Annotated in this window: 13 protein-coding genes; 6 read left to right on the top strand and 7 right to left on the bottom strand. The window is 45.6% G+C overall.

Annotated features, from left to right (window positions below; all coding sequences use genetic code 11):
- Position 1: 1 nt before the first annotated feature.
- Together ACMVP2_RS23820 and ACMVP2_RS23815 are read left to right on the top strand one after the other, a co-directional pair.
- A complete protein-coding gene (locus tag ACMVP2_RS23820; protein ID WP_416865408.1) occupies positions 2-808 on the top strand; it encodes an exonuclease domain-containing protein in 807 nt (268 codons plus the stop codon).
- Positions 809-954: 146 nt separating this feature from the next.
- Positions 955-3135: a bifunctional alpha,alpha-trehalose-phosphate synthase (UDP-forming)/trehalose-phosphatase gene (locus ACMVP2_RS23815; RefSeq protein ID WP_416865407.1), complete on the top strand. Its 2181-nt coding sequence runs from the start codon at positions 955-957 to the stop codon at positions 3133-3135.
- Here ACMVP2_RS23815 and ACMVP2_RS23810 read toward each other — a convergent pair.
- The gene (locus ACMVP2_RS23810; protein ID WP_416865406.1) at positions 3132-4913 is read right to left on the bottom strand and encodes a glycoside hydrolase family 15 protein; all 1782 of its coding nucleotides are present in this window, start codon (positions 4911-4913) and stop codon (positions 3132-3134) included. The genes ACMVP2_RS23815 and ACMVP2_RS23810 overlap by 4 nt on opposite strands.
- Positions 4914-5030: 117 nt before the next feature.
- Between ACMVP2_RS23810 and ACMVP2_RS23805 the strand changes: the two genes are divergently transcribed.
- From ACMVP2_RS23805 to ACMVP2_RS23790, 4 genes are all read left to right on the top strand, one after another.
- Positions 5031-5993, top strand: a complete 963-nt coding sequence (locus ACMVP2_RS23805; RefSeq protein WP_416865405.1) for an ABC transporter ATP-binding protein — start codon at positions 5031-5033, stop codon at positions 5991-5993.
- Complete coding sequence (locus ACMVP2_RS23800; RefSeq protein ID WP_416865404.1) at positions 5993-7561, top strand: ABC transporter permease/substrate-binding protein; 1569 nt, start codon at positions 5993-5995, stop codon at positions 7559-7561. Before ACMVP2_RS23805 ends, ACMVP2_RS23800 begins: the two co-directional genes overlap by 1 nt.
- 72 nt (positions 7562-7633) lie before the next feature.
- Positions 7634-8722, top strand: coding sequence for a potassium channel family protein (locus ACMVP2_RS23795; RefSeq protein ID WP_339791661.1), 1089 nt, complete (start codon positions 7634-7636; stop codon positions 8720-8722).
- Between the two features lie 4 nt (positions 8723-8726).
- Complete coding sequence (locus tag ACMVP2_RS23790; RefSeq protein WP_339791662.1) at positions 8727-9059, top strand: hypothetical protein; 333 nt, start codon at positions 8727-8729, stop codon at positions 9057-9059.
- Positions 9060-9062: 3 nt separating this feature from the next.
- Here the strand turns inward: ACMVP2_RS23790 and ACMVP2_RS23785 are convergent, their stop codons facing one another.
- From ACMVP2_RS23785 to ACMVP2_RS23760, 6 genes are all read right to left on the bottom strand, one after another.
- A complete protein-coding gene (locus tag ACMVP2_RS23785) occupies positions 9063-9698 on the bottom strand; it encodes a GOLPH3/VPS74 family protein (RefSeq protein WP_339791663.1) in 636 nt (211 codons plus the stop codon).
- Between the two features lie 51 nt (positions 9699-9749).
- Positions 9750-10994, bottom strand: a complete 1245-nt coding sequence (locus ACMVP2_RS23780; RefSeq protein WP_416865403.1) for a cation:proton antiporter — start codon at positions 10992-10994, stop codon at positions 9750-9752.
- Between the two features lie 334 nt (positions 10995-11328).
- Positions 11329-11934 carry a hypothetical protein gene (locus tag ACMVP2_RS23775; protein ID WP_416865402.1) on the bottom strand — a complete coding sequence of 202 codons (606 nt, stop codon included), beginning with the start codon at positions 11932-11934 and terminating at the stop codon, positions 11329-11331.
- 129 nt (positions 11935-12063) lie between these two features.
- A complete protein-coding gene (locus tag ACMVP2_RS23770) occupies positions 12064-12837 on the bottom strand; it encodes a hypothetical protein (RefSeq protein ID WP_416865401.1) in 774 nt (257 codons plus the stop codon).
- Positions 12838-12931: 94 nt separating this feature from the next.
- Complete coding sequence (gene mscL, locus ACMVP2_RS23765; RefSeq protein WP_416865400.1) at positions 12932-13342, bottom strand: large-conductance mechanosensitive channel protein MscL; 411 nt, start codon at positions 13340-13342, stop codon at positions 12932-12934.
- Positions 13343-13382: 40 nt separating this feature from the next.
- Positions 13383-14174, bottom strand: a complete 792-nt coding sequence (locus ACMVP2_RS23760) for an MIP/aquaporin family protein (RefSeq protein ID WP_416865399.1) — start codon at positions 14172-14174, stop codon at positions 13383-13385.
- Positions 14175-14253 lie beyond the last annotated feature (79 nt).

Raw genomic sequence — 14253 nt, 5'->3', positions numbered from 1 at the left:
AATGACACTCAAACTTAAGAACCCCCTGGCGTTTTTTGACCTGGAAACAACCGGGATCAATATTTCGAACGACAGGATTGTAGAAATTTCCATTGTGAAACTACTTCCCTCCGGGGAAAGAGTTACGAAAACACAGAGGATCAATCCGCAGATGCCCATTCCGCTTGAAAGCAGCCTTATCCATGGCATTTATGATGACGACGTAAAAGATGCCCCTACATTTAAGGAAGTGGCCAAGTCGTACGCTGCCTTTCTGGAAGGATGTGACCTGGCCGGCTTCAATATTTTGCAGTTCGACGTGCCGTTGCTTGTGGAAGAGTTCCTGAGAGTGGATGTTGACTTTGATCCAAGCAAAAAGAAGCTCGTCGATGCTCAGAAAATTTTTCACCTGATGGAAAAGAGGACACTGGCCGCTGCCTACAAGTTCTACTGCGGAAAGGAACTACTAGACGCACACAGTGCTGAAGCCGACACCATGGCCACTTTGGAAGTACTTTTGGCGCAGGTAGAAAGATATGAGGGGCAGGAAGTAGTCAGCACTCGTGGAGAGCACCTGGGAAAAGTAGCCAACGACGTGGCTGCCTTGCACGAAATCACAGCGAGCAACATGGTCGACCTGGCAGGCAGAATTGTCATGAACGATGCAGGCACTGAGGTGTTTAACTTTGGAAAGCACAAAGGCAAAGCTGTGGAAGACATTTTCAGTCAGGAGCCTTCCTACTACGACTGGATGATGAGGGGAGATTTCCCAATGGACACAAAGAAAAGGCTTACCGAAATAAAACTTCGGGGATTTAACAAAAAGTAGTTTCGATTAGTTATTTCTTAACAAAGAGAGCTACAATTGTTATTTTACTAATATTACAGCTAAAAATTGAGTTTTAGAAAGCTTTACTCTTTTGGCGTTGCCTTTCTTTGTATATTAGTGATCTACAAAATAAGCAGCCTCTAAGTATGCCAAAAACCATCATTGTTTCTAACCGCCTTCCGGTCAAAATCAAAGTTGAAAAGAACGAATTTAAGACAAGACCAAGCGAAGGAGGCCTGGCAACAGGCCTGGGCTCTATTTACAAGAAGGGAAACAATATTTGGCTGGGGTGGCCTGGGCAACCGATAAAGAAAGAGTCAGATAAGGCCAAAATCACAGCCCAGCTCAAGAAAGACAACATGGCCCCCGTGTTTCTCACTCAAACCGAGATTGAGGAATTTTATGAGGGCTTTAGCAATGAAACCTTGTGGCCCAATTTTCACTATTTCAATCAGTTCGCTGTCTATAATACTGGCCTTTGGAAAGCCTACCAGAAGGTTAATAGAAAGTTTGCCAAGGAAATAGCCAAAATTGCTTCGCCCGATGACACGATCTGGATCCACGATTATCAGTTGCTGCTGGTACCTCAGATGGTTCGTGAAATGTTCCCACGGATTAGCATTGGCTTCTTCCTCCATATCCCTTTCCCGTCTTTCGAGTCGTTCAGGCTGCTGCCCTGGCGCCGTGAGTTACTGCTTGGCATGCTGGGCTCTGATTTTCTCGGTTTCCATACCTATGACGACATGCGGCACTTCCTGTCGTCGGTAAACAGGCTGGCAGGCTTTGGCAATTCAAATGGCAAGATGACTGTTAATAACAGGATAGTGATGGCCGATGCATTGCCTATGGGTATTGACTACGACAAATACGCCAGCGAAGCCTCCCACCCGGACACGCTGACAAAAGAAGTGAAGTTCAGGGCCTCACTCGGAGATGTAAAACTTGTACTTTCCATCGATAGACTCGATTACTCAAAAGGAATCCCGCAAAGGCTTCGGGCCTTTGAAATGTTTCTTGAGCGGTACCCCGAATGGCGTGACAAAGTATCTGTGGTCATGATCGTGGTGCCTTCCAGAGACCAGGTGGAAATGTATAAGCAACTAAAAGAGGAAATTGACCTATTGGTTGGCCGAATCAATGGAAAATTCAGCAGGCTTGCCTGGACGCCTATTCATTACTTTTACAGATCTTTTGAGCTCTCCTCTCTGTCGGCTTTCTACAGAATGGCCCACGTTGCTTTGGTAACCCCGATGAGAGACGGCATGAACCTGGTTTGCAAAGAGTTCATCGCCAGCAAGCTCGACAAAAAAGGCGTCCTTATCCTGAGCGAAATGGCTGGCGCATCAAAAGAGCTTTCCGATTCCATCCTTATCAACCCCAACGACATGGAAGAGCAGGTGGAAGCTATCCACCAGGCACTGACCATGCCCGAGGCCGAGCAAATCACCAGAATGACCAGCATGCAAGAGTCGCTCAAACGGTACAACATTCATCATTGGGTGAATCTGTTTTTCGACAGACTTGGGCTGGTGAAAGCAGAACAGCAAAGCCTTGAAACGAAACTTGTCGATAAGGAAACCTCTCAGAAATTACTAAAAGACTACAAAAAGGCCTCCACCAGGCTTATCTTCCTGGACTACGATGGCACGCTGACCGGTTTTTCCGACAACCCTCAGCACGCTGTCCCTGACACCGAACTTCACAGTATAGTTAAGTTGCTAACGGCCAACAAAAAGAACCGGGTGGTCATCATCAGCGGCCGTGACAGGCAAACATTGGAAGGTTGGCTGGGCCGGTATCCCGTCGACTTCATTACAGAGCATGGTGCATGGCTGAGGGAAATCGGCTCCGAGTGGGAAACTATCGCCGCCATGGATGCCTCCTGGAAAAGAAACATCATGGAAGTGATGGAAGGATACGTGAACAGGACACCAGGCTCATTTGTTGAAGAGAAAGAATTCTCGCTGGTTTGGCACTACAGAAAGGTGGAAACAGGGCTCGGAGAGCTGAGAACACGTGAGTTGACCAGCCACTTGAAATACATCACTGCCAACATGCCCTTGAATGTGCTCGAAGGCAACAAGGTGGTGGAAGTAAAAAACTCAGAAATTAATAAAGGCCGGGCTGCTACCCTTTGGCTGGAAAAATTCCCAAGTGATTTCGTGCTGGCTGTGGGCGACGACTGGACTGATGAGGACACCTTCAAGAGCATGCCAGAAAAGGCATACTCCATAAAAGTTGGCAGCACCTATTCCGCTGCCAAATTCAATATTCCGTCTGTTGAAGATGTACGCAAGCTTTTAAAACAGCTTGGCGACATCGGTTAGAGGAAACTAGGCCTATCCAGCTTTCTCGCAATCCTATTGGCTGCATTCAGGAGCCCCACATGGCTATAGGCTTGTGGGAAATTGCCCCACATGCTGCCATCGCTCTCTGACACATCTTCGCTGAGCAGGCCAACATGGTTGGCATAGGCAATTGTATTTTCAAAGGTTTTGATCGCTTCATCCAGCCTGCCCACGCAGGCCAATGCCTCCACATACCAGAAGGCGCAAATGAGGAAAGTAGTTTCAGGACTACCGAAGTCGTCCACATGCTTGTACCTGTAAAACAGCCCTCCTTTTCCCTTCAGTTCCTTCTCCAGGGCCATCAGGTGATCGTTGGCCCGTTTGGTGTCTCCCTGAAAATAATTCATCATGATCAGCTGCAAGGTGCTTGCATCCATTCTCTCCACGCCAATGGCCTGGGCATATCCTTTCTTTGCCGGCACGTAGCACTCTTCTATTTTCTTTGCTGACTTCTCCATCAGCTTCTGCGCTTTTACACCCATTACCTGGTCACCATTATGCCTGGCTATCTTCACAGCGGCGGCGCTTCCTGCCCAGTGAAACAGGTAAGTGTAGCAATGCTTCTGTGCCAGATTGCGAAACTCCCACAGGCCCGCATCTGGCTCTTCCATGGTGTTTTCGATCATTTCAAGGGCTTGGTAAACGAGCTTCAATGAATCGGAACGCTCCTTTCCTATAAACCGACGATCCGTGTACAATGGCAAGAGGGAAACCAGCACCTGCCCATAAACGTCATTCTGAATATGCGTATAGGCATCGTTACCTATTCTAACAGGCCCATTTCCCATGTAACCTTTGAGCGGCAGCGTCTCTTCAATCACATTTGAGCTCTCACTGATGCCATAAAGGGGCTGAAGCCTACCTTTATGCGTTGCACTGGTGTTGAGAATGTACTGAAAGTACTTCTCCAACTCCTCAAAGTGACCAATGCTATTGAAGGCAGTCAGGGTATAATAGGTATCCCGCATCCAGCAAAATCTGTAGTCCCAGTTTCTGCCAGTGCCGGGCGCTTCAGGCAAACTGGTGGTGGTAGCAGCCACAATGGCACCGGTATCTTCATACTGATGTATCTTCAAAGCGAGCGCCGACCGGATCACCTGCGACTGGTAAAAGTCATAGATAGACGTTGTTTTCACCCAATTCCTCCAATAGCTAATGGTACGGCTCAAAAAAGATTCGACTGTAGCTACAAGGGGTGCTTCAAGCGGGGGGCCTGAAGTGAACACTAGGTATTTGGTTTCATTAAGAACAAAGGCCTCGTCTTCCATCACATAGGTGAGTGGAATGTTTGTTGTGAGCCTGACGTGACCTTCCAAACCCAAAAACCGGATATGATTACTTCCCTGGCTTTGTTCAGGTATTATTTTGCCATAGTCACCTCTGGGCTCACACTCCACCTTTATCCTTGGATTTCCCTGAATTGGTTCAATTTTTCTTACCATCATTAAAGGCTTGTAATACCTGTCGTTCTGGTAGAATCTGGGTGCAAAGTCAGTTACACGAAATTTGCCATCAGCTGCTTCCACCTCCGTGCAAAGGACATTGGTATTCTCAATATAATACTGATTAAACGACGCATTTGGCTCACATGGAATAACCGAAAACTCCCCTCCCTTTTCTTCGTCAACCAGACTTCCAAAAATGAAGCTGGAGTCAAATCTTGGCCAGCACATCCAAACTATGTTAGTGTTTTTGTGGATATGAGCTGTGAAAGCGCAATTTCCAATCACTCCAAAATCATACGTATGTCTGTTCATTTCAGTTAACGGTCTTTTAAATGAATTCTTAAAAAGGGGCTTTTTGACTAAAGATACAAGCCTTGATTGCAAAGAGTAGGTGAATGACCTAATTTCACTTTTACCGAAAGTAAAATAATGGTCGAACTGGTCAATATTACTAAACTCTATCACAAAAAACCTGTAGTCAACGATGTTTCTCTTTTTGTTCCGGGAGGGCAAACGCTGGTGCTACTCGGCAAGAGTGGCTCCGGCAAAACCACTCTCCTGAAAATGATCAATAGGTTGATTGAACCCGATGAAGGAAATATTTTCATTGATGGAGAGCGCATTGCTAACCGGCCAGTAGAGGAACTCCGCAGAAATATTGGTTACGTGATCCAGGCCATTGGTCTGTTTCCACACTGGACTGTCGCCCAAAATATTGCCACTGTGCCGACTTTAATTGACTGGCCAAAAGACAAAATCTCCTCAAGGGTGTCGGAGCTGCTAGAGCACATGGGACTACCGCAACAGTTCGCTTCGAGGTACCCCCACGAGCTGAGCGGTGGTCAGCAGCAGCGAATCGGTGTAGCACGGGCCCTCGCCGCTAACCCATCGTTGCTTCTTATGGACGAGCCTTTCGGAGCGCTCGATCCAATCATAAGAAAGGAGATACAGTCCGATTTTCAACACCTGAGTATCTTTAAAGAAGTGACAAAAATCGTGGTCACCCACGACGTAAAAGAAGCTTTCTATCTGGGAGATGAAGTAGCACTGATTGACGAGGGAAAAGTCATCGAAAAAGCCACTCCCAGATACTTGCTATTCAATTCAACAAGTGATCTGGTTAGGGGCTTTATTGGGGAAGATGCCTGGTCACTCAAACTTTCACAAGTGGCGCTTTCAGAAGTCATCCCCTTTCTGGCATTAGCGAAAGACACGGAAGAAGCGTTGGTTTGTCATATAAATGAAAAACCATTTAGCCGGATATTTTCCCTGGCAAATTCCGACCATCAGCAAGTAAAGATTACCGACAACAGCGGCCTTGTGGGGCATGCTTCTGTAGCCGACCTAAAAGCTTCCTTTCTCAAACTAGAAAGCCAACTGGCTGCACACTGATGGTCGAGTTTCTAAAAGAGAATATTGGCGAAATCGGTGAGCAGGCAATGGAGCACCTGTGGCTTTCTGGCATCTCCATTTTTCTTTCCTGTGTAGCCGGAATAAGCCTTGGACTGGCGCTCACCAGAAATCAGAAATTTGCTGAGTTCTTCATTGGTGTCACTGGAGTTATGCAAACCATCCCCAGTCTTGCCATGCTTGGCTTTTTCATCCCCTTCCTTGGCATTGGAAAGCTACCTGCTATTGTAGCGCTGTTCCTCTACGCATTGCTGCCTATTGTAAGGAACACCTACACGGGCATTCAGAATATTGATGCAAATATCAGAGAGGCAGCCATGGCAATGGGGATGACCCGCTATCAGTTGCTGGCGAAAGTAGAGTTCCCCCTGGCGCTGCCAGTGATTTTTGCCGGGATCAGAACCGCCACGGTTATCAATGTTGGTGTGGCGACCTTATGTGCACTTATTGGTGCCGGAGGACTTGGAGAGTTTATTTTTAGGGGGATCACTCTCAATTCTACACCAATGATCCTTGCTGGAGCCATTCCGGCGTCTCTACTGGCCATTTTTCTGGACTATGCTCTCTCGCTTGTACAGAAAAGTGTAAAAAAGCGACTCTGGCCATTTATTGCAGGCATGGCCATTGTGATAGGCATTTACCCTGCCTGGACTGTCCTGAGTCAAAGCGGCAACAAAGTTGGTTTGGTCGCCGGTTTCAATTCTGAATTCATGAACAGGGCTGATGGCTGGCCTGGGCTAAGCCAAGTTTATGATCTGCAATTGCCAGCAGTAGAACTCGAAATAACGCTGATGTACGAGGCGCTGAAAAACCGGGAAGTCGACGTCATTGCTGGTTTTACCACTGATGGCAGAATTCATTCCTACAACCTCCGGGTACTGGAGGACGACCTCCATTATTTTCCTCCCTACTATGCCGTGCCTATTGTCAAGCTGGAAACGCTTAAAGAGTATCCACTACTGGAAGCTTCGCTGGCAAAGCTGGACGGCAAAATGCCAAAGGAGTTGATAGCATACCTCAACCTCAAGGTCGACCAACATGAGTTCACCATTGAGCAGGCTGCTGACAGCCTGCTGTCAGCTGTTGCAAAGGGAGTTTTTGTTAAAAACTCCGCTCTGTCCAGCAAAGATAAGCTGGTTATCGGCTCCAAAGCTTTTACTGAAAGCTATATCCTGGCAACATTCCTCTCTGAATACATCAAGGCCACAACAGGCTATCCCACTGACCTGAAGCTCGGTTTTGGAGGCACCAAGCTACTTTTCGATGCTTTTCTTAGTGGCGACATCAAGCTTTATCCGGAATACACGGGCACGGCATTGCTGGTTTTCGTTCAACCCAGCAAAACTGTTATTGACTCCTTGCTTCAATCACCGGAAAAGATTCATACTTTTACCAATAGAGAATTAAAAGAAGACTTTGGTGTTGTGATGTTGCCCTCGTTTGGGTTCAACAATACCACCGCCCTGATGATGAGAGAAGAGCTGGCTAATCAGCTTGGAATTGTCACTATCAGCGACTTGAAAAATTATATCAATCGCTTTGATCAGTAGGTCAATAAGTCATATTTTAACAACCTGATACCTTAAAAATGCGGAAGACAGTTCCGACCTAATCGACCGAAAGTGGCTGCTAGAGATCAACAGAATAAACACATAACACTTGGCCTTGAAATTGTTGGGGGACTTGTGATCTATTTTATCCTGATAGCTCTGCTGGTGGAATTCGAAAATGACAGCAATCAGGCCTCAATAACTAACTTTTCAAATGCCATCTGGTTCTCGATAGTCACATTAACTACCGTTGGGTACGGAGACATCTACCCCATAACTATTTACGGAAGAATTATTGGCTATATATTCCTCTTTATCAGCCTGGGTATTTACGGTCTTTTAATTGGTCAATTCACAACGCTTATGACAACTATTAAAGAAAATAGCAAATTGGGCTATGGTGGCACTTCATTCGAAGATCATGCTATTATCATCGGATGGAACGATTTTGGGAAAGCAGTTGCAGATCAGCTCGTTGGGGTAGGGAAAAAAGTGGCTATCATCACTGACAAAGCCACTGACATCGATATTATTAAGGAGAAGTACCGAAACTCCAGGCAAAACATCTATACGCTTTATGCTGACTATCAAAACCTCGATATGTTGTCGAAAGCGAATATTGAAGACTCTTCCATCGTGTTCATTAATTTTGAAAATGACACAGAGAAACTTGTCTATGTCCTGAATTTGAAAAAGCTGTACTCCAGCTTACGCTTTGTTGTGACGCTTGACAATGCTAACCTGCGCAACACGTTCCTGACAGCGGGAGTAACAAATACGATCTCAAAAAACGAAATAGCCTCTAAACTGCTTGCCAGCTACATGTTTGAACCGGACGTAGCTGAATACAGTGAAGACATCATGTCGATTGCAGAAAGTGACGGAGACTATGATATCAAGCAATTGATCGTAACCGAAAAGAACCCATACCTCAACAAACCCTACCAGGCAGTCTTTTTTGATATCAAAAAAAGGTTCAATGTGATCCTGATCGGTTTGAGTAAACTGGAGGCTGGCGGCAAACGGAAGCTCCTTAAAAACCCTACCGATGAGCAGAAAATAGAAATGGGAGACTATATGATCATGATCCTCAACAAGAAATCATATGAAGCACTCCGCAATGTCTTCCAGATCGACGAAGGTTACGTTAAAAAACTGTGAGCGCATGAAGACATTCAAAATAGCACTACTATCGCTGACTCTGACTGCACTTATACTCGCAGGGTGTGAAAACAGAGATGCTAATCCGGAGACCAGCATCTCTATGGGGGAAATTCGTGAGGAGGGGGAGTATCACTTCACTATCATCATGGTCGACAACTGTGAATACCTAATGCTGATGATGGACAGAAACCACCCTCACGAAGGATTCGGCTTTATGGCCCACAAAGGCAACTGCCGAAACCCAATTCACATCTACAACCCCGATGTTTTGTATGAGCCAACTGTATATGACTCTGCAATTGTCATTGGCCGACCACTAAAAATAATCAAATAGCACCTACAGTGCTGCAATGTGCTCTTTGACTTCGTCCAAAGAACTGGCAACTTCAGCAGGCAGTGCGCCTGAATGAACGGAGTCTTTAGCGAACTTGATGGCATCGATAAGTTCATCTTTATCAGTGAATACCTCATCAAGAATCTCGAGGCTACCAAGTAGTGACGCAAGAATTACAAAGGCCGGCGTTGGCTTCACTCCTTTCAATACGATTGACTTTAGCGAATCCCTGATTTCCTTCTCGTAGGCATAATTCGCATTATCCATGCGCTCAGAAATAGGTATCCAAAGCAAGCGGGTGGCTTCTCTCTTCAAAATACCTCTCCCAATCAGCAAATCGATACACATCTCATAGAGTGATCTCATTTGAGGCGAAAGGCTCACAACGGTGTCCTTTACTGACTTGCCTCCGGAGCCAATGCCGCTTAGTATGTGGTCGAGTATTTTGTTCCCTGAAGAAGTTGTGTCTTTGATGGTAATTTTACCACCCTCAAAACCAATTTTACGCAGCAAGTTCAGTTCAAAAATCCCTGCTGCCACCAAAGCGTCTATGATGCCTTTTTCGGCATCCGCTAACAACCTTCCCTCATTGTCATCGAGGGCGATTAACAATAGTCCTTCTGCTAAACTTAATCTCATTTTATAATTAATGTTACTATGCTAAAAACACTACAAAGTAAATGAAAATCACTATGACTTTATAAGTTTTCCAATGGTTAAACCTTGTACAAGTATGGAGAATACTACCACACAATACGTACATGAAAGAATAAGATCTTTTTCAGCGATAGAATCAGGAAGAGAAAGTGCCATTGCTACAGACAATCCGCCCCTTAACCCTCCCCAGGTGAGGATGGCTACAGTGTTTTTCTCAAAGTGCCTGAAACGCTTCATAATGCCGATCGGCAAAGCCACACCAATAAACCTGGCAGCCAGCACGATGGAAATAGACATTAGCCCAAGTGCAAAATAGTCGACCACAAAGCTTTGACTGATAACAATCATCTCGAAACCGACCAATATGAATAGAATGGCATTCAAAGATTCATCGAGCAAATGCCAGAATTTGTACACATACTCGCCCGTGGCGCTGGCAAACTCATCACCCCTGCCCTCGTTGCCTACAAATAGCCCCATGATTACCATGGCCAATGGGCCGGATACATGAAGCATTTCTGAAAGCCTGGCGCAAACCAGCACCATAGAAAGGGTTACCAACACCTCAAGCTCCACATGATCATTATCGATGAAGTCGAGTAGTTTGAGGCCCATGTAGCCAAAAACAGCTCCAATGCCCAGCCCACCAATTACTTCCCTTGCGAAGAGCCCAGCCACCTCAAGTGCATCAAACGAATCGGCCCCTCCTCTTTCGTCAATTCCCATAATGGTGAGGAACACAACAACGCCAATACCGTCATTGAACAAGGATTCTCCCGCTATCTTGATTTCCAGATTTTTGGAAAGGTTAGCCTTTTTCACCAGGGCCAGTACTGCAATGGGATCGGTCGGAGATATTAGCGCACCAAACAAGTAGCAATGCACCAGCGTGATTTCAAATCCAACAAAGGTGAAGGCGTAATACATCAGTGTGCCTACGATAAAAGTAGACACAAGCACACCAATGGTCGCTAAAATCAAAATGGGCCACTTTTCCTGCAAAAGCATTCGCAGGTTAATCGACATGGCACCAGCAAAAAGCAGAAAGCTCAGCATGACATTCAGGAGCACTTCTTTGAAGTCGAAATCCTCCATGATTTGGATGGCCAGGTCGCTTACTGAAGGGAAAATCAAGCCAAGCAGCAATATCACGATTGACATCACAAGTGCAATAGCCATCAAGCCGATGGTATGCGGCAGTTTTAGGTAGGTGATATTTACTAGGGTGAAGGCAGCTGACAGGAAAATCAGCAACGAGATTAGGTCTAATATGTCCATACTCCTGTTTTAGTCGATAGGTCTAAGCAATTAAATATTAATACCATCTAGAAAAGATTCTTTTTAAACACGGCCTTTTATTATTTGAACCCATCCGTTTTCCTTTCGAAAGGAGTTCAATATAACAAATTGCCACTTTTTGCTGGTGATTAAAAAGCTGCAGGAATATTGGTGGTAATCGCCGGGCAAATATATGGAATTAACCTCTATCTATTAAAATTAATGTGAAAAAATAGGTGCTTTACCCTATACTGGGCTTTTGTCGAAGGCAAACAGTCCAACTGAAGGCAAGCACCCACAGGCGTGCCTCACCGGGAGCAAGGCACAAAAAAAACTAATATGTCAGTTTGGCTACTTCCGAAATAGGCATTGCGTTGGCTACACTCGTTACTTCACTTTCTGTAAAGGCCCCATCAAAGTCAACGGTGAACAGCGACTGATTGAAGGGTATCTGGAGCGTGTAGCCTCCTATTGCCTGCGCAGCTTCTTTCCTTTGCAAAAGCGCCTTGTATCCACTCACTTTAATCACCTTCTGGCTGCCATCCGAACTATTCATAATCATAGGCATGGCCAAAAGACTGTTAATACCAGCCAGCATCGGCGAGTTATCCATCAAGTCAATGGCGACCGACTTGGTGGTGTCACCGTAGTCACGGTGAACAAACAATCCACCAAAAGACGAAGAGTTGCCGGAAACATTATCGTTTGCCTCAACAAACGAAAAACCACCAACACTTTTGGGTAGTATCCCCAGTATCTCCTTTCCAATCTCTTTATCCACTTCAGCCAGTGACTGCTGCAGGGCAAACCGAGCTTCTTCCAAATTGCCTGCTTTGTACTCATTCTTTGCTGTAGCTGTTGATGCACTAAAATCATTTTGCGCACTAGCCTCCAGCCCAAACACTGCTATGATCGATGCAAGTATATATATCTTTTTCATGTGTATATAATTGTTTTTCAATGGCCACATGGAATAGCTGAACCGGTTTGGGATTGAACATTTCTCGTGTTAGAGGCATATTCATTCTCGTTGGGTATGGTATTCCTTATGGCTATTTCATCTTGAGTCTTAGTTAATCTTATCGCCCAACTGTTTTTGAATGCCTGCCAAATCAAAGGCGTCTGATACTTTTAACGCAGCTGATTCGTCGGCAAAATTCACCATTTTTATGATCGCAATGCTCGTTTGCCCGAGAGGTACCGACAGTTTGTAACCATCGTATTCGGAAAACTCCATCACACCCCTAAAACCCTGCACTGTTACTGATTTGATGTTCTCCTGCCCTGAAGTATAAGCTGGGTTTGTCAGGTACATGTTGGCTGACATAAGTAGGGCAGAATTGTTGGCAACAGTTATATCTACAGCTTTGTCATCGTTGTAATATTCCCTGAAAATGGTCAACCCGACAAAGGCCATTCCCGTGCTCGTAACCTTATCGCTTTCTTTCACAAAGTCTATACCGGCCACTTTTTTAGGAAGGGACTCCATCACCTTGTTGCCCATTTCCATTTCGATCCCGACTATAGCTTGCTGCAACGCATACCTTGCTTCGCCATATTTCTTGTAGGAAAATGACGACTCAGCAGTTGCAATGCTTTTTCCTACGTCGGGTGGAGTGGTGATCAGGCCTCCAGACGTGTTATTCATCGGCCGCCCTGATCGCTCGTCACCCTCAGAAACGCTGGGAGTGGAAGGTGTGTCCTTGTCGCCAAAAATGGCGTTCGCAGCTTTGTTCTTCGCAGCTGATTTCACTTTGTTTAAAATAGCTTGCGCCTCTGTTGGAGAGTTTAAAAAGCAAAACAGCGCCAGCGCAACGACGCCTTTTAATTGAAGTTTTAGCATACTCATTTGTATTAAAAAAAGAATCGGCAGCAAGATAATACGTTGAATCCAATTCAACGTTTCCTTACTGCCGATATAATTTTGAGCGAACCGGTTATTTTTGTGCTTTCAGCAAATCTCTTATCTCAGTCAGTAGCTTCTCTTCATTGCTGGGTGCGGGTGGCGCTGCCGGAGCCGGAGCTTCTTCCTTCTTCTTTTCCATCCGCTTGTAGGCCTTAATGACCATAAAAATGGAGAAGGCTATGATAATGAAATCAATCATAGTCTGGGTAAAAGCACCGTAATTAATTGTTACAGCTGCCTTTTCGCCAACCGCCTCCTGAATAACGACGCTTAGGTCCCGGAAGTTGACATTACCAAGCAGCACTCCTATTGGCGGCATCAGAATGTCATTGACAAGTGATGATACAACTTTTCCAAATGCGCCACCAATAATGACTGCGGTGGCCAGATCAATAACATTGCCCTTCAAGGCAAAGTCCTTGAATTCTTTTAAAATTCCCATGTTTGCGATTTGTGTTGGTAGTAAATTGAAGTAAAATGTTCTAGAGCTTCTTATTTTCGAGCAGGCTGAGAATGACAATAATGGCAAAAAAGATTACCCCCACTGACAAAAATAAGCTCACCTCATCATTGAACAAGAAATTATAAAGAGCAGCTCCCGTTACTCCTCCTGCCAATGGCCCCAAAACGGGCACCCAGGAATAGCCCCAGTTTGAACCGCCCTTACCGTGGATAGGCAATACTGCATGTGCTATTCTAGGCCCTAAGTCTCTGGCCGGGTTGATGGCGAATCCTGTGGTTCCGCCGTGCGACAGACCAATGGCAATGATTAACCCACCTACAACTAATGGGTTCAATCCCTCCGTGAACTCGTTCGCACCGATGAACAAAATCGCAAAGATTAAGATAAAAGTGCCCATAAACTCAGAAAGTACGTTAGCGCTCGTGCTCTTTATAGCCGGACCAGTTGAAAACACTCCCAGTTTGGCAGCGGCATCTTCTGTGGCTTTCCAGTGAGGCAAGAAATGAAAATACGCTAAACAAGCTCCACAAAAAGCGCCTCCCATTTGTGCCAGCACATACCCTCCTATCATATCGGCGGGAAACTCACCTGCGGCATACAGCCCAAGTGTTACAGCAGGGTTTAGGTGAGCTCCGCTAATGCCACCCACTGCATAAATTCCGAGCGTAACCCCAAGCCCCCAACCAATACAGATGGCGAGCCAGCCGGCGTTTTGCGCATAACTTCCTTTAAGTGTGGTGGCGGCATTCACTCCGTTGCCAAAATAGAGCAAAACCATCGTGCCAATAAATTCTCCTAGGTATGGGTTCATGTGTTGTCTTTTTGCGAAAATATACGAAGATGATTTGGAACCGCCATTCGCTCGGCTAATTTTACGCCCAGCGCTATTT

Source organism: Imperialibacter sp., assembly GCF_048007035.1.
Classification (GTDB): Bacteria; Bacteroidota; Bacteroidia; order Cytophagales; family Cyclobacteriaceae; genus Imperialibacter.
Note: the sequence above shows the minus strand (reverse complement) of the source record. Positions and strands in the feature narration are given on the sequence as shown.